This is a genomic window from Streptomyces thermoalcalitolerans (genome assembly GCF_039525155.1).
Lineage (GTDB): Bacteria > Actinomycetota > Actinomycetes > Streptomycetales > Streptomycetaceae > Streptomyces > Streptomyces thermovulgaris.
Window position 1 is genome coordinate 23,353 of sequence record NZ_BAAAHG010000052.1, and the last position, 20,091, is coordinate 43,443.

General features: G+C 73.3%; 14 protein-coding genes. 9 read left to right on the forward strand and 5 right to left on the reverse strand.

Features of this window, described 5'->3' with window-relative positions; genetic code table 11:
• The first annotated feature begins 264 nt into the window (after positions 1 to 264).
• Positions 265 to 2,733 (forward strand): DNA helicase PcrA, encoded by a 2,469-nt coding sequence (pcrA, locus tag ABD224_RS23835; protein WP_344053260.1) that lies wholly within the window; start codon positions 265 to 267, stop codon positions 2,731 to 2,733.
• Between the two features lie 118 nt (positions 2,734 to 2,851).
• Here pcrA and ABD224_RS23840 read toward each other — a convergent pair whose 3' ends face one another.
• Complete coding sequence (locus ABD224_RS23840) at positions 2,852 to 4,450, reverse strand: peptidoglycan DD-metalloendopeptidase family protein (protein WP_344053262.1); 1,599 nt, start codon at positions 4,448 to 4,450, stop codon at positions 2,852 to 2,854.
• 74 nt (positions 4,451 to 4,524) lie between these two features.
• Positions 4,525 to 5,391, reverse strand: a complete 867-nt coding sequence (locus ABD224_RS23845) for an esterase/lipase family protein (RefSeq protein WP_344053265.1) — start codon at positions 5,389 to 5,391, stop codon at positions 4,525 to 4,527.
• A 422-nt stretch (positions 5,392 to 5,813) separates the two neighbouring features.
• Here ABD224_RS23845 and icmB point away from each other — a divergent pair, with 422 nt between their 5' ends.
• Positions 5,814 to 6,230, forward strand: a complete 417-nt coding sequence (gene icmB, locus ABD224_RS23850) for a coenzyme B12-dependent isobutyryl CoA mutase small subunit (protein WP_067394675.1) — start codon at positions 5,814 to 5,816, stop codon at positions 6,228 to 6,230.
• Positions 6,231 to 6,379: 149 nt separating this feature from the next.
• On the opposite strand, the gene ABD224_RS23855 is transcribed toward icmB, so the two are convergent.
• Entirely contained in the window at positions 6,380 to 8,005 is a 1,626-nt protein-coding gene (locus ABD224_RS23855) for a DUF5691 domain-containing protein (RefSeq protein ID WP_344053267.1), read from the reverse strand.
• Positions 8,006 to 8,083: 78 nt separating this feature from the next.
• Here ABD224_RS23855 and ABD224_RS23860 point away from each other — a divergent pair, with 78 nt between their 5' ends.
• Positions 8,084 to 8,260, forward strand: a complete 177-nt coding sequence (locus ABD224_RS23860) for a hypothetical protein (RefSeq protein WP_344053269.1) — start codon at positions 8,084 to 8,086, stop codon at positions 8,258 to 8,260.
• A 230-nt stretch (positions 8,261 to 8,490) separates the two neighbouring features.
• On the opposite strand, the gene ABD224_RS23865 is transcribed toward ABD224_RS23860, so the two are convergent.
• Positions 8,491 to 9,864 (reverse strand): SWIM zinc finger family protein, encoded by a 1,374-nt coding sequence (locus tag ABD224_RS23865; protein ID WP_344053271.1) that lies wholly within the window; start codon positions 9,862 to 9,864, stop codon positions 8,491 to 8,493.
• Between the two features lie 135 nt (positions 9,865 to 9,999).
• Here ABD224_RS23865 and ABD224_RS23870 point away from each other — a divergent pair, with 135 nt between their 5' ends.
• The 5 genes from ABD224_RS23870 to sucD all read left to right on the forward strand — a co-directional run bounded on the left by ABD224_RS23870 (position 10,000) and on the right by sucD (position 17,711).
• Positions 10,000 to 11,181, forward strand: a complete 1,182-nt coding sequence (locus tag ABD224_RS23870) for an ATP-binding protein (protein ID WP_344053273.1) — start codon at positions 10,000 to 10,002, stop codon at positions 11,179 to 11,181.
• A gap of 139 nt (positions 11,182 to 11,320) precedes the next feature.
• Positions 11,321 to 13,789 carry a DUF5682 family protein gene (locus ABD224_RS23875; protein ID WP_344053275.1) on the forward strand — a complete coding sequence of 823 codons (2,469 nt, stop codon included), beginning with the start codon at positions 11,321 to 11,323 and terminating at the stop codon, positions 13,787 to 13,789.
• The gene (locus ABD224_RS23880) at positions 13,786 to 15,009 is read left to right on the forward strand and encodes a VWA domain-containing protein (RefSeq protein ID WP_344053277.1); all 1,224 of its coding nucleotides are present in this window, start codon (positions 13,786 to 13,788) and stop codon (positions 15,007 to 15,009) included. The genes ABD224_RS23875 and ABD224_RS23880 overlap by 4 nt, the downstream gene beginning before the upstream one ends.
• A 614-nt stretch (positions 15,010 to 15,623) precedes the next feature.
• Positions 15,624 to 16,805 (forward strand): ADP-forming succinate--CoA ligase subunit beta, encoded by a 1,182-nt coding sequence (gene sucC, locus ABD224_RS23885; RefSeq protein WP_344053279.1) that lies wholly within the window; start codon positions 15,624 to 15,626, stop codon positions 16,803 to 16,805.
• Positions 16,806 to 16,826: 21 nt separating this feature from the next.
• Positions 16,827 to 17,711, forward strand: a complete 885-nt coding sequence (gene sucD, locus ABD224_RS23890) for a succinate--CoA ligase subunit alpha (RefSeq protein WP_344053281.1) — start codon at positions 16,827 to 16,829, stop codon at positions 17,709 to 17,711.
• Between the two features lie 137 nt (positions 17,712 to 17,848).
• Here sucD and ABD224_RS23895 read toward each other — a convergent pair whose 3' ends face one another.
• Positions 17,849 to 18,745, reverse strand: coding sequence for an RNA polymerase subunit sigma-70 (locus tag ABD224_RS23895; protein ID WP_344053283.1), 897 nt, complete (start codon positions 18,743 to 18,745; stop codon positions 17,849 to 17,851).
• A 105-nt stretch (positions 18,746 to 18,850) separates the two neighbouring features.
• Between ABD224_RS23895 and ABD224_RS23900 the strand changes: the two genes are divergently transcribed.
• The coding region (locus tag ABD224_RS23900) for a cell division protein PerM (RefSeq protein ID WP_344053285.1) at positions 18,851 to 20,091 on the forward strand (1,241 nt) is incomplete at its 3' end.

The following is a 20,091-nucleotide window of genomic DNA, read 5'->3' on the forward strand; positions in this document are numbered from 1 at the left end:
GTCCGCCTGCCGGACCGGCGCGCGGCCTCGGCCGGACCGCGTCGTCCGGTGAGGTTCGCCGGTGGGGGGTCGTGCGATGGGAGGCACGGTAACCAACGTATGTGTCGTGTGTGAAGTTCAGTGCGCAGTATGCCCGATACCGTTCCGATATGTTTTTGTGACCTCGTCGGCGGTGCGGTCCGGGAGAGGGCGCGGTCCGCGGGAGCCGGCCGTCCGCACGGGACAGCCGCGGGCGTCGGCGGGGGACCCTAGACTCGTACAGCGATGAGCAGCCTCTTTGACGACAGCTTCCTGGCCGGCCTTCAGGCCCCGCACGGCCCCGAGGACGAGCCTTTGCCGCCCCCCGAGGACGATCAGGCCCCGGAGCCGATTCCGGACGATCTGTTCGGCGGGAAGTTCGATGTGCCCCCGGACCCGGACGCCTGTGAGCGGGACGCCTACTACCGCGACGGCGCCCACCGCCCGGTGGTGGACCCGGCCGCACTCCTCGAGGGGCTGAACGACAACCAGCGCGCCGCCGTCGTGCACTCCGGCTCTCCGCTGCTCATCGTGGCCGGTGCCGGCTCCGGCAAGACGCGTGTGCTCACGCACCGCATCGCCCACGTGCTGGCCGAGCGGGGCGTCCACCCCGGCCAGATCCTGGCGATCACCTTCACCAACAAGGCCGCCGGCGAGATGAAGGAGCGCGTCGAGCAGCTCGTCGGCCCGCGCGCGAACGCGATGTGGGTGATGACCTTCCACAGCGCGTGCGTGCGCATCCTGCGCCGGGAGGCGAAGAAGCTCGGCCTCACGTCCTCCTTCTCGATCTACGACGCCGCCGACTCCAAGCGTCTGATGGCCCTGGTCTGCCGCGACCTGGAGCTCGACCCCAAGCACTTTCCGCCCAAGTCCTTCAGCGCCAAGGTCAGCAATCTGAAGAACGAGCTGATCGACGAGGAGGACTTCGCCGCCCGGGCCGCCGACGGCTTCGAGAAGACCCTCGCCCAGGCCTACGCCCTCTACCAGTCGCGGCTGCGCGAGGCCAACGCCCTCGACTTCGACGACCTGATCATGACGACGGTCAATCTGCTCCGCGCGTTCCCGGACGTCGCCGAGCACTACCGCCGTCGCTTCCGGCACATCCTCGTCGACGAGTACCAGGACACCAACCACGCGCAGTACGCCCTCGTACGGGAACTCGTCGGCACCGGCGAGAACGGCCTGCCGCCCGCCGAGCTGTGCGTGGTCGGTGACGCCGACCAGTCGATCTACGCCTTCCGCGGCGCCACCATCCGCAACATCCTCCAGTTCGAGGAGGACTACCCGGACGCGACGACGATCCTGCTGGAGCAGAACTACCGCTCCACACAGACGATCCTGTCCGCCGCCAACGCGGTCATCGAGAACAACCGGTCCCGCCGCCCGAAGAACCTGTGGACCAACGCCGGCGCGGGCGCCCGTATCACCGGCTACGTCGCCGACACCGAGCACGACGAGGCGCAGTTCGTCGCCGACGAGATAGACCGTCTCACCGACGCGGGCGAGGCCAAGCCCGGTGACGTCGCCGTCTTCTACCGCACCAACGCCCAGTCCCGTGTCTTCGAAGAGGTCTTCATCCGTGTCGGCCTGCCCTACAAGGTCGTCGGCGGTGTCCGCTTCTACGAGCGCAAGGAGGTCCGGGACATCCTGGCCTACCTGCGGGTGCTGGCCAACCCCGAGGACTCCGTCCCGCTGCGGCGCATCCTCAACGTGCCCAAGCGGGGCATCGGCGAACGCGCCGAGGCGATGATCGACGCCCTCGCCCAGCGGGAGAAGATCAGCTTCCCGCAGGCGCTGCGCCGCGTCGACGAGGCGTACGGCATGGCCGCGCGCTCCGTGAACGCCGTCAAGCGGTTCAACGCGCTGATGGAGGACCTGCGGACGATCGTCGAGTCCGGCGCAGGGCCGGCCACGGTCCTGGAGGCCGTCCTCGAACGCACCGGCTACCTGGCCGAGTTGCAGGCCTCCAGCGACCCGCAGGACGAGACCCGCATCGAGAACCTCCAGGAACTCGCCGCCGTCGCCCTGGAGTTCGAGCAGGGGCGCGAGGAGGGCGAGTCGGCCTCGCTGGCCGACTTCCTGGAGCAGGTCGCCCTGGTCGCCGACTCCGACCAGATCCCCGACGAGGAGGAGGGCGACGGAGTCATCACGCTGATGACCCTGCACACCGCCAAGGGCCTGGAGTTCCCGGTGGTCTTCCTCACCGGCATGGAGGACGGCATCTTCCCGCACCTGCGTGCCCTCGGCCGGACCGAGGAGCTGGAGGAGGAGCGGCGCCTGGCCTACGTCGGCATCACACGCGCGCGGGAGCGGCTGTATCTGACGCGCTCGGCGATGCGCAGCGCCTGGGGGCAGCCGACGTACAACCCGCCCTCCCGTTTCCTGGAGGAGATCCCGCCGCAGTACGTGGACTGGAAGCGGACGGGCGGCTCGGCGCCCCTGCCCCCCGGTCCCGCGTCCGGGGTGGCGGCCTCGCTGTCGTCGTCCCGGTCCCGCTCCTCGGCCTCCGGTGCCTCGGGGTTCGCCACCCGCCGTGCCGCGGAGAAGCCGGTGGTGTCCCTCGCCGTCGGCGACCGGGTCACGCACGACCAGTTCGGTCTGGGCACGGTGATCGCGGTCAAGGGCACCGGCAGCAACGCCGAGGCGACGATCGACTTCGGCGACGGCAAGCCCAAGCGGCTGCTGCTGCGGTACGCCCCGGTGGAGAAGCTGTAACGGGGGAAAACGGGGGAATCAGGGCCCGCCGTCGCCTTTTCCCGTCGCCTTCCCCTCGTTCGTCCGGAGACCGGGAGGGCGACGGCAGGCCCTGGACCGGGTCGAGGTCGGCGCAGGCCTAGAGCGGGTTGAGGCCGTGGCTGCGCAGCCACGCCAGAGGGTCGATGGGCGATCCCCCGGCGGGCCTGACCTCGAAGTGCAGGTGCGGACCGGTGGAGTTGCCGGAGTTCCCGGAAAAGGCGATCGGCTGTCCGGCCTTGACCGTGGTACCGGAGGGAACCTGGTAACTGGAGAGATGGCAGTACCACGTCTCCGTGCCGTCCATCGCGGTCACGATCATCATGTTGCCATAAGCGCTGTTCCACTGCGTGCGGACCGTGCCGTCGGTGGCGGCCATCACCGTCGTTCCGTACGGGACGGGGAAGTCGATGCCGGTGTGCGCGGACATCCAGTTCACGCCCGCCTGGCCGAAAAAGGCGCTGAGTCCCTTCGGCAGGACGGGAAGGGCGAACTTGGGGCGCAGCCGCTCCCTGCGGGCCGCCTCCTCCGCCGCCTTCCTCAGCTCGGCGGCCTGCTTCGCCTTGAGGTCGATGCGCTCCTGGTACCTGCTGGCCCGGCCGGCGAAGTCGTCCGCTCCGGCGGACACGTTCCGCAGCTGGAGATCGAGTTTCGCGTTGGCCTCCGACGCCTTCACCGTGGGCGTGTCGGCCGCGGTCGCCGAGGTGTCCTTGTCCTCGTCGGCCAGTCCGCCCACGGAAGCGGCGGCGATCCCCGCGACGCCCATCACACAGACCGAGGGCACGGCCACCGTGAGCAGTGCGGAGCGCTTGGCCGGGCTACGGCGCCGGGAGCGGCCGGCGCTGCGGGAGGCCGTCCGCGGGGCCGGGACCGGGCCCGGATCCGCGGCGGTCTCCTCTTCCTCGTCGTCGGGCAGCGGCGGGACCGCGGGCATCTCGCTGGTGGCGGGCTCCTCCTGGGCGGAGGAGGGTTCGCCGTGCTGGTCGTGCTGGTCGTACTGGTCCTGCGGATCGTGCGGATCGGCCCCGCCGAAGTCCTCGGCGGCCGAGGCGGCACCGTCGCTGTTCCACTGCGTGGCGTCGTACGCGCCGGTGTCGAAGACCTGCGTGCCCCAGTCCCACTGCTGGGTGCTGTCGGCGGCCTGCTGGTCCGGCTGCGGCCAGGCGCTCGCGTCCCACTGGCCGCTGGTGTCGACGGGTCCGGACTGCGGGGGGACGACGGCCTGCTGCTGGTAGCCCGTCGTCCAGGTGGTCATGCCGTACGCGCCGGTGTCGTGGACGGCGTGGTGCCCGGCCGTGTACGGGGCGTGGTGCGGCGTTCCGTGGTCGCCCGGGAGCCAGTGGACGGTGTCGTAGGAGCCCGTGGCGGAGGCGTCGTCGGCCGGAAGGGCGCCGAAGAGGGGGTCGGCCGGGAAGCTCCCCGTGTCGTGGGCGCCGGTCTGGAAACCGGTGGCGCCGTAGGCGCCGTAGGCGGTGAAGTCGCCGTACACGGCTTCCTGGGTGTCGTACGGCGCGCAGGGCGTCGAGGCGGTATCGGAAGCCGGAGCCGGGGCGGTCACGCTCCCCGACGGGTGACGATCGTTCACCAACTTCTCTTTCGCCTCGACTACAGGGGCTGGCAGAGCAGTGCGGCGACTGTACCCGGCGGTATGCGGACGCGACAATCTTTGGCAGGTTTCCCGAACACAGGAAACGGGCATTCAGCCGTGTTTCGCCGGTCCCTCGACAGGACCTTGGCTTTTTGTTCGATGTACGTTCGATTTACGTCGTGCCGTCAGGCCACGGTCAGACCGTCGGAGCGCGCGACGGACGGATCGTCGGGCCGGACGGCGTCGAGCGCCTGCCGTATCCCGGTCGCGACGGCGGGATGCACCGGCAGGGCGAGATGCCCGATCCCGCTCACCCGGACGTTTTCCACCTGGAGATCCGGGTGGTCGATGCAGGCCGATTCCAGCGGGTCCATCAGATGGTCGAGATCGCTCCAGAAGCTCACGAACCGGGTGCGGCAGCCCGGTGCCGGACCGGCCAGCTCCTTGATCAGCTCGGAGCCGGGACGCATCTGGCGCACGATCGGGTGGGCGTTGGCCAGCGGTGCCACCCGGGTGCCGGAGTGCGGGGTGCCGAGGGTGACGAGGGTGCGGACCCGCGAGTCGCCACCGAGCCGCTGCACGTAGTAGCGGGCGATCAGTCCGCCGAGGCTGTGCCCGACGACGTCGACCTGACTGCTGCCGGTGCGCTCGCAGATCTCCTCGATGTGCCGGCCGAGCAGTCCGGCCGCGGTGCGGATGTCGCAGGTGAGCGGAGAGTAGTTGAGGGACTCCACCTGGTGCCGGCCGTGCTGGGCGAGGCTGCGGCGCAGCAGGACGAACACCGAGCGGTTGTCGATGAACCCGTGCAGCAGCACGACCGGGGGCTTGGCCTCCGTCGGCAGCTGGGTGGCGCCGGACTGTGCGGGCACCTGGCCGGCCTGGCAGCGGCGCTCCTGGATGATGCCCGAGGGGTACAGCAGGAGGTGTCCCGCGAGGATCGCGAGCTCCAGGGCGGTCGCCTTCAGGAGGGCCAGCGAGAGTCCCGCGAGCCTGAACGGAAGCAGGCGCTGGCAGAACGGAAGGATGGGGCCTGCGACCTTGGTGACCTTCATGGCCGACCTCCTGTCGGCACGCCGGAGGACGGCTCTGTCCCCCATGTGCCCTCATGGGCAGTTTCGGCGGGGGCGGCCGACGGGGCAAACCGCGCGCCGTCGTGCCGTACCCGTCCCGGGTGCCCTTCGTGCCTTCGCCGGCCCGCCGCACCGCCGCGGCGCAGGGCCCGCGGTGCGAGGGTGCGACGGCTGCGTTGCGGCTCCCCGCGTGCTGGTTTCCCCTGCTCACAGCGCCCGGGGGAGTGCCTCACCGTGTGATTTCCCCCTCGCTCCGCTCCGTGAAACTGCCGGGTGCGGGATGCTGGAGATAACGTGCGTTCACTTCCCCGGACGGTGTGGTGCGGGGCGTCCGTCCCTCTTGCGCGGTACGTGTCGGTACGGGTGGATGGACGGATGGATGGAGTCGCTTCATGGAGGCAGTGATGGGTGTGGCAGCCGGTCCGATCCGCGTGGTGGTGGCCAAGCCGGGGCTCGACGGCCACGATCGGGGCGCCAAAGTGATCGCGCGCGCCCTGCGCGACGCCGGTATGGAGGTCATCTACACCGGGCTCCACCAGACCCCGGAGCAGATCGTCGACACGGCGATCCAGGAGGACGCCGACGCGATCGGGCTGTCCATCCTCTCCGGGGCGCACAACACGCTCTTCGCCGCCGTGATCGACCTGCTCCGGGAGCGCGACGCGGAGGACATCGTGGTCTTCGGCGGGGGAATCATCCCGGATGCGGACATCCCCCTGCTGAAGGAGAAGGGCGTCGCGGAGATCTTCACCCCGGGGGCGACCACCCAGTCGATCGTGGACTGGGTGCGGGCGAACGTCCGGCAGCCGGCGGAGGCGTAGGACTCGGCGCCGGCCGGGCACGGCCGGCCCGTCCCGGAGGTCTTCTCCGCCCGCAGGGCCCGGAGGAGCCGGACGGCCTCGTCGTCCGGGCCGGAGGGAAGCCTGGGGGCACAGCCCCCAGGGACGGCCTCGGCAGTCCACGGCCTCGCTCAGCCGGCCCGGGGCGGCCCCAGTTCCTCCTCCATGGCGGAGCGCAGCCGCAGGGTCGTCACCAGCCGCTGGAAGGCCTCCGCCCAGTACCCCCCGGCCCCGGGCGACGCGTTCTCCGTCTCGTCCGGAACCGCCAGCAGACCCTCCAGCCGGTTCGCCTCCGCGGGATCCAGGCATCGCTCGGCCAGCCCCATCACTCCACTGAAACTCCATGGGTAACTCCCTGCGTCCCGCGCGATGTTGAGAGCGTCGACCACCGCCCGTCCGAGGGGGGCCGCCCACGGCACCGCGCACACTCCGAGCAGCTGAAAGGCCTCGGACAGCCCATGTGCCGCGATGAATCCGGCCACCCACTCGGCCCGTTCGGCGGCGTCCAGCGTGCCGAGCAGCCGGGCGCGCTCGGCCAGGGACAGAGCGCCCGGCCCGGCCGCCTCGGGTGCCGAGGGAGCCCCGAGCAGCGCCCGTGCCCACGAGGCGTCCCGCTGCCGTACCGCCGCCCGGCACCAGGCGGCGTGCAGCTCGTCCCGCCAGCCGTCCGCGACCGGCAGCGCCACGATCTCCTGCGCCGTGCGCCCGCCCAGCCGCGTGTGCCACGTCCCGAGCGGTGCCGCCTCGACCAGCTGGCCCAGCCACCACGACCGCTCGCCGCGTCCCGCCGGCGCCTTGGGGACGACACCGTCGCGTTCCATGTCCGCGTCGCACTCGTGCGGCGCCTCGACGACGATCGTCGGCGTCCCGCGCGTGTGGTCCAGGGCCACGCAGGCCCCGGCCCGGGCCGCCATCCGTGCGGCGAACGCCGATCCGGGCAGCGCCGAGAGCAGCTCCGCCGCCGTGGCCCGGACATTGCGGCTGCGGTCGGACAGGGCCTGCTCCAGGAACGGCTCGTCGTCCGGGCCCAGCCCCGTCCGCAGCGAGTCGAGGAACATCAGCCGGTCCTCGGCCCGCTCGGTGGCCCAGGTGGTGGCGAGCAGTGCGCGCGCCTCCGCGGGCCTGCGTGCGCGGATCGCCGCCAGCAGCGCCACCCGCTCCGCGAACAGGCCCTCCTCCCACAGTCTCCGGACGCGGTCCGTGTCCCGCGGGCCCGGCAGTGCGACACCCTGGGCGGCCCGCAGGGCGAACCGCCAGTCGGGGTTGAACCGGGCGAGCCACAGTGCGCGCGGGCCGCCGAAGGTCAGGACGGCCGGACGCAGGTCCGTCCGGCTCCGGGCCGCGTCCAGCAGGGCCGGGAGCGCCTCCGGTGGAGCGGCGTACCCCCGGGCGTTGGCCGCCGCGAGCCACTGGGGGAGCAGTTCCATGAGGCCGGGTGCCGTGCCCCTGCGGCCACCGCCCGCCGCCCCGGGCCGGTCGGCCAGCAGCATGGCGAGTCTGCGGGCCGCCGCGGCGGGCAGCGGCGGACGGGGATCCGCGGGGGCCGGCTCCGGGCGCTCGGCCGCCGGAGCGGGGCGCAGTCCCGCCCGTCGCCGCAGGGTCTGCACGGCCGCCGCGTCCAGCAGCGTCACGGGCGCCGTCCGGCCGGACGCGCCACCCGGGGGCGTACGCCGGTCCGTGCCGAGCAGAGCGGTGGTGACCAGCTCCTCCCAGGTGCCCGTGGTGGGCGCTTCCACCGGAGCGGAGGTCCTGATCATGAGCTTCCTTTCGGTGTGCGGGTGCCTGGAGGGGTGCGAGGGGCCACTGTCCACCGGGTTTCCCACGAGGTGGAGCGAATGCCTGGTGCGGAAGGGGCAGGAGAGATCAGGAGGACCAGGGGCAGGACATCGGGAGGGGGCAGGAGGGAAATCAGGAGGGAAATCAGGAGGGAAATCAGGAGGGAAATCAGGAGGGAAATCAGGAGGAAAATCAGAAGGGAAATCGGGAGGGAAATCGGGAGGAAAGGGGACTGATGAGTCGTCCTCGCGTCCTTCTGCGCCTTGTGGGTCTGCGCCGTGCGGCCTCGGGTGCCTCGGGTGGGGTCTGCGCCGTGTGGCCTTGTGGGTCCGCTTCGGGGTCCGCGTCTTGTGAGTGAGGATTCCCGCTGTGCCGGCGGGACCCCGCCGTTCGCCGGGACGTCACCTCTTTGCCGGACATTTCACGTGCGCCGCCGAAGCGGATGTCGCGGACGGTGCATCAGCGGTCAGCACAGCGTCACCATTTCTCCCTCCCCCTGGGGCCAGGCGGCCAGAGGGGTGAAGCCCCGGTGGCCGCACTCGCCGAAGACGGTGACGGGCGCGCCGCCCGACAGGGCGACCAGCCGCCACAGGCCCGGACGCGCGCGGGCCGCGGGAGCGAGGGGCAGTGCGCAGTCGTTGCCGGCGTCGGCCAGCTGCCAGGACTCGCCGTCCGGGACCGGTACGACCTCCTCGAGCGTCACCGGGACCGACTCCAGCCACGGATCGTCCCGCAGTGCCTCGCCGTAACGGGCGGCCGCACGCGCCGTCGTCACCCCGGGCGGGCGGGTCCGCGCGGGTGCCGGGGGAGCGAACCGCTCGCCCAGGGCCGCACGGAGCTGTCCCGCGCCCGGATACGCGGACACCTCCGCGTCCAGGACCAGCCCCACCGGCAGCGCGAGCTCCGGTGCGCGGCCGGCGGCGCCGTAGGAGAGCAGCAGCACCGTACGGCCGGAGCCGGTGCCGTACAGCCAGATCCTGCGGGTGGTCAGCTTGGCGTCCGCGGTGTCGTACTGGGCGAGGACGAGCCAGTGGTCCCGCACCGCCGGGCCGTCCGCGGAGGCGGGCAGACCGACCCGGGAACGGACCGTCGCCGCCAGAGCCTCGGGCAGCCGCTCACGGCCCAGCCAGCCCTGGTTCAGCAGGTGCAGCAGCGCGCACTCCTCCAGCAGCCGCACCGGCCAGCCCGGCCCCGACGACGGTATGGCCCCCAGCTCCCGCACCCGTGCGGCCAGCCCGGGAGCCTGTGCGTCGACCATGCGGGCCGCCGTCTCCTCCCACAGCTCGTACCCCGCCTGCTCGGCGGCGGCCAGACCGCCGCGCAGCAGGTCGGCCAGGCGCTGCTCCAGCTCCGTCGCCCCCGCGGTGATCCGCTCGGCCCGTCGCTCCGCCCTGCGCCGCGCCGCCTTCGGATCGGCGGAGCGGGAGCCGGACCCGGCCGTCCCGGCCGCCCGTTTCTCCGCCTTCTCCGCCTTCTCCGCCGCCCGCTTCCTTCTGCCCGCCGTCCACCGCGCGGCCCAGTCCGGGGCCTGCCCGGGCGGCACCGCGCCGTCGTCGCCCGCCCACAGCAACAGCAGGCCGAGCGCGTGCTTGCACGGGACCTTGTGGCTCGGACAACTGCACATGTACGCCGGCCCGGACGGGTCCGTGAGGTCGACGGCCGTCCGGTACGGGCTGCTGCCGCTGCCCTTGCACAGCCCCCACATCGTCCCCTCGCCGGACCTCCCCGTCCCGGACCACGGACCGGGTGCTCCGAGCTTGCTTCCCGCCTTGCGTGACGCGTCGTCAGGCGCCAGTGCCAGCACCTGGTCCGCGGTCCAGCGCACCCCCTGCTGAGTCATGCCGCCGACGGTAGATCCCGCCACTGACAAACCGGTCCCGCACGCACATCCGCCCAGGTCGGAACGCATTGTCAGTGCCGTGGTGCACGGTGGGCGCCAGATGTCGAACCGGCCGAGCTGGAGGGGGCCTCAGCCATGTCCGTGTCCGTGGAACCGACGTCCGTGGAACCGGCGTCCGTGGAACCGGTGTCCGCCGAACCGGGCCGGAGCCGCTCCGCGCCCGCGGGGGCGGAGGAGACGAAGGCGCTGCGCCCGCACGCCGAGAACGCCTTCGCGGCCGAACTGGCCGCCCTCGCCGCGCACGACGACCGTCCGCGCCCGCCCCGCTGGAAGCTGTCGCCGTGGGCCGTCGCGACCTATCTGCTCGGCGGCACGCTGCCGGACGGCACGGTGATCACGCCGAAGTACGTCGGCCCGCGCCGCATCGTCGAGGTCGCGGTCACCACCCTCGCCACCGACCGCGCCCTGCTTCTGCTCGGCGTGCCCGGCACGGCGAAGACCTGGGTCTCCGAACACCTGGCCGCCGCGATCAGCGGCGACTCCACCCTGCTGGTGCAGGGCACGGCGGGCACACCGGAGGAGGCGCTCCGGTACGGCTGGAACTACGCGCAGCTGCTGGCCCGCGGTCCGAGCCGTGACGCCCTCGTGCCCAGCCCGGTCATGCGGGCCATGGCACAGGGCATGATCGCCCGTGTCGAGGAGCTGACCCGCATCCCGGCCGATGTGCAGGACACGCTGATCACCATCCTGTCGGAGAAGACCCTGCCGATACCGGAGCTGGGCGAGGAGGTGCAGGCGGTCCGCGGCTTCAACCTGATCGCCACCGCCAACGACCGCGACCGCGGGGTCAACGACCTGTCCAGTGCCCTGCGCCGCCGCTTCAACACGGTGGTGCTGCCGCTGCCGGAGAGCCCCGAGGCCGAGGTCGACATCGTCTCGCGCCGTGTCGAGCAGATCGGCCGCTCCCTGGACCTGCCGGCCGTGCCGGACGGCATCGACGAGATCCGCCGTGTCGTGACCGTCTTCCGCGAGCTGCGTGACGGGATCACCCTCGACGGACGCACGAAGCTGAAGTCGCCGAGCGGCACCTTGTCCACGGCCGAGGCGATCTCGGTGGTCACCGGCGGGCTGGCCCTGGCCGCCCACTTCGGCGACGGCGTGCTGCGCGCCGGCGACGTGGCCGCCGGCATCCTCGGCGCCGTCGTCCGCGACCCGGCGTCCGACCGTGTCGTCTGGCAGGAGTACCTCGAGACCGTGGTCCGCGAGCGCGACGGCTGGAAGGACTTCTACCGGGCCTGCCGGGAGGTGAGCGCATGAGCGGCACCGGACGGCCGCACGGCGGGGGACGGCCGCCGGCCGGCGCGGTGGGGGCTCGCGCCGCCGGTGAGCCCAGCTGGACGGGCGGACGAGGACGACGAGAGCGACGAGGACGACGAGGGCGATACGGGGGGACGGCGTGACAGGAGTCGAGGCGGCCGGAGGACGGTGGCCCGGCGCGGGACCGCTGCTGCTCGGAGTCCGGCACCACGGGCCCGGGTCCGCACGCGCGGTGCGGGCCGCCCTGGAGGCGGCACGGCCCCGTGCGGTGCTGGTCGAGGGCCCGCCGGAGGCCGATGCGCTGATCCCGCTCGCCGCCGACGAGGGCATGCGGCCGCCCGTCGCCCTTCTCGCCCACGCCGTGGACGATCCCGGACGCTCGGCGTTCTGGCCGCTGGCCGAGTTCTCGCCCGAGTGGGTCGCCCTCCGCTGGGCCCTGGAGCACGGCGTCCCGGCCCGCTTCATCGACCTGCCGGCCGCGCACATGCTCGCGCGGGGCGACGAGCGGGACGAGCGGCAGCCGGACGGGCACTGCGCGGAGGAGGGGGCCGCGCAGCGCCCGTCCGGAGGCCACCCGTCCGGGAGCCGCCCGCCCGGGGCCGAGGTGAGCGCCGATCCGCTCGCCGCGCTCGCCGAGGCCGCCGGGTACGACGACCCCGAGCGCTGGTGGGAGGACGTCGTCGAGCACCGGGGCGCCGGGGAGGGGGACGTGTTCGCCCCGTTCCTGGCGCTGGAGGAGGCCATGGGCGCCCTGCGGGAGACGTACGAGGGCGAGGGCCGGGGCCACGACCGGGACCTGGTGCGCGAGGCGTCCATGCGGCTCCGGCTGCGCGCCGCACGGCGTGAGTTCGGGGACGCCGTCGCCGTGGTGTGCGGGGCCTGGCACGTCCCGGCGCTGCGGCGGAAGGCGACCGTGACCGCCGACCGGGCCCTGCTGAAGGGGTTGCCCAAGGTCAGGACGGACATGACGTGGGTGCCGTGGACGCACCGCCGGCTCTCCCGGGCGAGCGGCTACGGCGCGGGCATCGAGTCACCGGGCTGGTACGCCCATCTGTTCGGCGCACCGGACCGGCCCGTGGAGCGGTGGCTGACCCGGGTGGCCGGGCTGCTGCGGGAGGAGGACCTGACCGTGTCCTCCGCGCACGTCATCGAGGCGGTGCGGCTGGCGGGGACCCTCGCCGCGCTGCGCGGCCGTCCGCTGCCGGGGCTGAGCGAGACCACGGACGCGGTGCGCGCGGTGATGTGCGACGGCTCCGACGTGCCGCTGGCGCTGGTGCACGACCGGCTGGTGGTCGGGGACGTCCTGGGGGAGGTGCCGCAGGCGGCGCCCGCGGTGCCGTTGCAGCGGGACCTCGCCCGCCTCCAGCGGCGGCTGCGGCTCACACCGGAGGCACGGGAGCGGCAGCTGGAGCTCGACCTGCGCAAGGAGACCGACGCCGGGCGCAGCAGGCTGCTGCACCGGCTGTGGCTGCTGGGCGTCGGCTGGGGGGAGCCGGCCGTCCCGCGGAGCGGCACGGGCACGTTCCGGGAGACCTGGCGGCTGTGCTGGGAGCCGGAGCTGGCGGTGCGCGTCGCCGAGGCCGGGGTGTGGGGGACGACCGTGCTCGCCGCCGCGACCGCCAAGGCGGAGGCCGACGCCGTCGCCGCGCGGACGCTCGCCGAGGTCACCGCGCTCGCCGAGCGTTGTCTGCTCGCCGGACTCCCCGACGCGCTGCCCGTGGTGATGCGGGTGCTCGCCGACCGGGCGGCGCTCGCCACGGATGTCGGGCACCTCGCCCAGGCGCTTCCGGCCCTGGTGCGCTCCCTGCGCTACGGCGATGTGCGCGGCACGGACACCGGGGCCCTGGCCGGGGTGGCCGCGGGCCTGGCCGAGCGGATCTTCGTCGGCCTGCCCCCGGCCTGCGCCGCACTGGACGCGGACGCGGCCGAGGAGATGCGGCGCCATGTGGAGGCGGTGCACGGGGCCGTCGCCCTGCTCGGCGACACCCCCGCGGCCGTCCCCGAGGGCCTGCGCGCCCGCTGGCACGGCGTGCTCCGGGTCCTGTCCGGCCGGGACACGGTGCCCGGGCTGCTGCGGGGGCGCGCCGTGCGGCTTCTGCTCGACGAGGGGGAGATCGAGCAGGAGCAGGCGGCGAGGCTCATGGGGCTCGCGCTCTCGCCGGGCACGCCCCCGGCCGACGCGGCCGCGTGGATCGAGGGCTTCGTCGGCGGCGGGGGCGGGATGCTGCTCGTGCACGACGAGCGGCTGCTGGGCCTGGTCGACGCCTGGCTGACCGGTGTGCCGGGAGAGGCGTTCACCGGCGTGCTGCCACTGCTGCGGCGCACCTTCTCGGCGTACGAGCCGGGGGTGCGCAGGACGCTCGGCGAACTGGTCCGGCGCGGTCCGGGGCAGGGCGGGGGCGCGACCGGGGGGACGGCGGCCGGGGTGCCCGGCTTCGCCGCGGACCTCGACCAGGAGCGGGCGGACGCCGTGGTGCCGGTGGTGCGGCTGCTGCTGGGGCTGGACGCTCCCGGACCGGGCCCCGCCCCGGACCCGGGCACCGGGGAGAGGAACGACACCGGGGAGAGGAACGACAACGACGCCGAGCTCGTGGGGGCGGCGGGATGAGCGCGGACGAGAAAAACGACGAGAAAAACGACGAGAAATACGCCGAGAGACACGGCGGGGGATACACCGTGACGGACCCGGAGCAGGAGCGGCTGCGGCGCTGGCGGCTCGTGCTCGGCGGCGGCCCGGCCGACGGCACCGGGTACGCGCTGTCGGGCCGGGACGCGGCGATGGACGGGGCGCTCGCCGCGCTCTACGGCACGGGGGACGGGCCGCGCACGGGCCGGGACCGCTCGGCGGGGCTGGGGGCCTCGGCGCCCTCGGTGGCGCGCTGGCTCGGGGACATACGGACCTACTTCCCCTCGTCCGTCGTCCAGGTCATGCAGCGGGACGCCATCGACCGGCTCGGGCTGGCCACGCTGCTGCTGGAGCCGGAGATGCTGGAAGCGGTGGAGGCGGACGTCCACCTGGTCGGCACCCTGCTCTCGCTCGGCAAGGCGATGCCGGAGACGACGAAGGAGACGGCACGGGCCGTGGTGCGCAAGGTCGTCGAGGACCTGGAGAAGCGGCTGGCCGGCCGCACCCGGGCCGCGGTCGCCGGCGCCCTGGACCGCGGTGCGCGCATCAGCCGGCCGCGCCACCGCGACATCGACTGGAACCGCACCGTCGCGGCCAACCTCAGGCACTACCTGCCGGAGTACCGGACGGTCGTGCCCGAGCGGCTGATCGGCTACGGCCGGGCGTCGCGGTCCGTGAGGAAGGAGGTCGTCCTCTGCGTCGACCAGTCCGGGTCGATGGCGGCGTCCGTGGTGTACGCCTCCGTGTTCGGGGCGGTGCTGGCGTCCATGCGGTCCCTCAGCACCCGGCTGGTCGTCTTCGACACGGCGGTCGTCGATCTCACCGACCGGCTCGACGACCCGGTCGACGTGCTCTTCGGCACCCAGCTCGGCGGCGGCACGGACATCAACCGGGCGCTGGCGTACTGCCAGGCGCGGATCACCCGGCCCGCGGAGACGGTGGTCGTGCTGATCAGCGACCTGTACGAGGGAGGCATACGGAACGAGATGCTCAAGCGGGTCGCCGCGATGAAGGCGTCCGGGGTGCAGTTCGTGGCGCTGCTCGCGCTCTCCGACGAGGGGGCGCCCGCGTACGACCGTGAGCACGCGGCCGCGCTCGCCGCGCTCGGGGCACCGGCGTTCGCCTGCACCCCCGATCTGTTCCCGGAGGTGATGGCGGCGGCGATCGAGAAACGTCCGCTTCCGGTCCCGGACGCCGCGTGACGCGCACGGCACAGGTGCGGGCCCCGCGGTGACAGGGGGCTTGCGCGCCCTCGGGAACCCCGTGCGAGGAGCGCCTTCCCGCCCCTCGTTGTCGTCTCGTCATCGTCTCGTCCCGTATCGTCGTCCGGCGTGCGCCGCCCGTGTCGGCGCGCGCCGGGGCGGACGAGCCGGCCGGGGCGTGGCCGGAAGCGGGGCCGCCGACGCCCCCGGACGACCGAAGCCATCGGCCGGTCCGGTCGTGCCGCCCGGGACCCCGTGGAAGGGCGGGCCGGTTCCCCGGGGCGGGGACCGTCCGTCCGGGCACCGCGAGGGCCGACCCGAGAGGTCCCGGAGGGCTGACCGGGAGGTCTCACCGGAGAGGCCCCAGCCCGGTGAGGTACCGCATACGGCACGCCGTGCCAGAGAACGCGGCATCGTGTGACAGGTATCACCGTTCGCGTGTGACCCCGGATTTAGGGGGTTTTCGCGAGCAGAGATAACCTGCCAGATGGACATGCCGCGCGCTCGGACACCGTGTGCGCCTCCCCTGTGACCCGGAGTGGACGTCACGTTGCCCTTCGCGGCACGCCCACGCATTCAACGAACCGCGAGATCACTGATAGGGACGGAAGCGCGTGGACCTGTTCGAGTACCAGGCGAGGGACCTCTTCGCCAAGCACGATGTACCGGTGCTGGCCGGTGAAGTCATCGACACGCCTGAGGCGGCGCGCGAGATCACCGAGAGGCTGGGCGGCAAGTCGGTCGTCAAGGCTCAGGTGAAGGTCGGTGGTCGCGGCAAGGCCGGTGGCGTGAAGCTCGCCGCCACCCCGGACGAGGCCGTCGCCCGGGCGACGGACATCCTCGGCATGGACATCAAGGGCCACACGGTCCGCAAGGTGATGATCGCCGAGACCGCTCCGGAGATCGTCGAGGAGTACTACGTCTCCTTCCTCCTCGACCGCGCCAACCGCACCTTCCTCTCCATCGCCTCCGTCGAGGGCGGCGTGGACATCGAGGAGGTGGCGGCCACCCGCCCCGAGGCCGTCGCCAAGGTCCCCGTCGACGCCGTCGACGGCGTGGACCTGGCCAAGGCCAAGGAGATCGTCGCCGCGGCGAAGTTCCCGGCCGACGTCGCCGACAAGGTCGCCGACGTCCTGGTGAAGCTGTGGAAGGTGTTCGTCGAGGAGGACGCCCTCCTGGTCGAGGTGAACCCGCTCGCCAAGGTCGCCTCCGGTGACGTGATCGCCCTCGACGGCAAGGTCTCCCTGGACGACAACGCCGAGTTCCGCCACCCCGAGTTCGAGGCACTCCGCGACAAGGCCGCCGCCAACCCGCTCGAGGCGGCCGCCAAGGAGAAGAACCTCAACTACGTCAAGCTCGACGGCGAGGTCGGCATCATCGGCAACGGCGCCGGCCTGGTCATGTCGACCCTGGACGTCGTCGCCTACGCGGGTGAGGCCCACAAGGGCGTCAAGCCCGCCAACTTCCTGGACATCGGCGGTGGCGCCTCCGCCGAGGTCATGGCCAACGGCCTTGAGATCATCCTTGGTGACCCGGACGTGAAGTCCGTCTTCGTCAACGTCTTCGGCGGCATCACTGCCTGCGACGCGGTCGCCAACGGCATTGTGCAGGCCCTCGATCTCCTCGAGTCCAGGGGCGAGGAGGTCACCAAGCCGATCGTCGTGCGCCTCGACGGCAACAACGCCGAGCTGGGCCGCAAGATCCTGGACGACCGCAAGCACCCGCTCATCCAGCGGGTGGACACGATGGACGGCGCGGCCGACAAGGCCGCCGAGCTGGCTGCCGCCGCGAAGTAAGGGACGAGGTCACAGAACACCATGGCTATCTTCCTCACCAAGGAATCCAAGGTCATCGTCCAGGGCATGACCGGCTCCGAGGGTCAGAAGCACACCCGCCGCATGCTGGCCGCCGGCACGAACATCGTCGGTGGCGTCAACCCGCGCAAGGCGGGCCAGACCGTCGACTTCGACGGCACCGAGGTGCCGGTCTTCGGCACCGTCAAGGAGGCCATCGAGAAGACCGGCGCCGATGTGACGGTCGTCTTCGTCCCGGAGAAGTTCACCAAGGACGCGGTCATCGAGGCCATCGACGCCGAGATCCCGCTCGCGGTCGTCATCACCGAGGGCATCGCGGTGCACGACACGGCCGCCTTCTGGGCGCACGCCTGCAAGAAGGGCAACAAGACCCGCATCATCGGCCCGAACTGCCCCGGTCTGATCACCCCCGGCCAGTCCAACGCCGGCATCATCCCGGCCGACATCACCAAGCCGGGCCGTATCGGCCTGGTCTCGAAGTCCGGCACGCTGACGTACCAGATGATGTACGAGCTGCGTGACATCGGCTTCTCCACCTGCGTCGGCATCGGCGGCGACCCGGTCATCGGCACCACGCACATCGACTGCCTCAAGGCGTTCCAGGAGGACCCCGACACCGACCTGATCGTCATGATCGGCGAGATCGGCGGCGACGCCGAGGAGCGGGCCGCGGCCTTCATCAAGGAGCACGTGACCAAGCCGGTCGTCGGCTACGTCGCGGGCTTCACCGCGCCCGAGGGCAAGACCATGGGCCACGCCGGCGCCATCGTCTCCGGCTCCTCCGGCACCGCCCAGGCCAAGAAGGAGGCCCTGGAGGCCGCAGGCGTCAAGGTCGGCAAGACCCCGACCGAGACGGCCAAGCTCGCCCGGGCCATCCTCGGCGGCTGAACGTCATCCGGCCGGCCCCGGCCCGGCTGAACGGCCGCACACGACGGCCCGGCCGCCGGGTCGCTCGGCCCGAAGTCCGTGGGCCCGTCCCCCGCGTGGGGGCGGGCCCACGGGCGTGTCCGGGCCCGGGCGCCGGACTATCCGGCCTTCGGCGCCGGCCGCTCCGGGCCGTTTGCCGGCTCCCCCGGCTCGGCGCGCGGCCCGGGCGCCTTCGGCGGGAGGGATTCGGGCGCACTTCGCGACGGCACCTCCCGGACCACACGCTCGGGGGACACCGGCACCGGAGGGTGCGCGGGGACCGTGCGCAGCGTGAGCACCGTCGCGCCGACGACGGTGACCACGAAGGCGACGGCGGACCGGGCCCAGAAGCGGGTGCGGCGCTCCCCGGACGTCCGCACGGCCGCCGACCCGGCCGTCCCGAGGCGCTCCGCGGCCCCCAGCCGGACCAGCCGCCGGTGCAGTTCCGCCGGATCGGCCAGCTCCGGCAGCCGCGCGGCGACGGTCTCGCGGGCGTGCATCAGCCGGTTCGCCGCCGCCGGGGTGCTCGCCTCGGTCTCCGCCGCGGTCTCCGGCAGATCGAGACCGACGCCGTCGTGGAGCACCAGGGTGCGGCGGTGCGACGGCGGCAGGTCCAGCAGGGCCTGCTGCAGGGCGCGGTCCGCGGGATCGGGGGGCGGGTCGGGGGCGCGGTTGCGCGGGACGAGGCGGTGCCAGGGGGACAGCGCGCACTCGTGGGCCACCGCCCGCACCCAGCCGGCCGGGTCCTGGTCGTGGGCCACCTCCGGCCAGCGCTGCCAGGCCAGTTGGAAGGCTTCGTCCACGGCGGCGCGTGCCCGGTCGTGCCGGCCGGTGAGCAGATAGGCCTGCCGTACGAGGGCGGGGGCGCAGGAGGCGTAGAGCGCGTCGAAGGCCTGAGCGGGCGTCAGGCCGTCGCCGTCCTCCCGCGCGGGCTGATCGGGTGTCAGGGAGGCGAGCGCGCCGGAGTGCCGGTCTCCCGTGGACGGTGACGGCGGCTCTGCATGACGGTGCGTCATGATGCGTCCCTCCGTGTGAATAGGCACATAAACGTATATTGAGCGACACAGCGGAGGTTCGCCTGTTGCGCCGGGAAAGCGGGTGTTCGTTGGGAGCATGAGGGCGTGATCCCGACGACCCGTCACCGCCCGCCGCCGCCACCCCTGCGCACCCGTGTACGGGACCGCTCGCCCGGCCTGGGCGCCGGTTTCCTGAGCGGCGCGGTGGCGGCGGGCCTGGGGCTCGGCGCGTTCGCCGTCCTGGTCGTCGCGCTGTGGATCAGCTCGCCGTACCCCGACAGCGGACCCGGCGGCGCGCTGAACGTCGCCACGGCCCTGTGGCTGCTGGCGCACGGCGCCGAACTGGTCCGCCCCCATACGCTCACCGGGGCTCCCACCCCCGTCGGAGTGGTCCCGCTGCTGCTGCTCGCCCTGCCCGCGCTGCTGGTGCACCGGGCGGCGCGGGACGCCACCGACGGGGGCGACGGCGGCCCGCTCCTTCCGCCGCGCACCGCCTGGACGGGCGTCGTCCTCGGCTACCTCACCGTCGGCACCGGTGCCGTCGCCTACGCGGCCGACGGTGCGCTGCGCCCCTCGTGGGCGTGGACGACGACGGTGCGCGCACCGCTGCTCGTCGCGGTGGCGGCCGGTACCGGCGTATGGGCGGCGTACGGCTGTCCCCGCGCACCCCTGGACAGGGCACTGCGCCTGCTGCCGGGCGGTGTACGGCGCCTGCTGCTCGGGCCCGGCCCCCGCGCGCGCCTCGGCGCCGCGACCCGGGCGGCCGGGGCCGGAGTGGTGGTCTTCGTCGGGGGCGGGGCGCTGATGCTCGGGGTGTCGCTGGTGTGGCACGGCGAGACGGCCCAGGGGGCGTTCCTGGCGCTGACGGAGGGCTGGTCGGGGCGGTTCGCCGTTCTGCTGCTGTGCCTGGCCCTGCTGCCGAACGCGGTGCTGTGGGCGGTGGCGTACTGTCTCGGACCCGGCTTTCTGCTCGGCTCCGGCCACCTCGTCGGCCCGCTCTCCTCCTCCCCGGCCCCGCTGCTGCCGCCCTTCCCGCTGCTCGCCGCGGTCCCGGACGCGGGGCCCGGCACCCCGCTCCACTGGGCGTCGGCGGCGGTGCCGGTGACGGCCGGACTGACGATGGGCTGGTTCGTGGCGGGAGCGGCGGTCCGGGAGAGCGAGGACGGCCGGGGAGGAACCACGCGGGTGCGGGCGTGGTCGTGGCGGCGGACCGTGGCCGGGGCCGGGCTGGCGTGCCTGGCGTGCGCGGCCGTGCTCGGGGCGTTCGCGGCCCTGGCGGGAGGTCCGCTCGGCGGTGCCGCGCTCGCCCGGTTCGGGCCGGTGGGGTGGCAGGTGCCCGGGGCCGC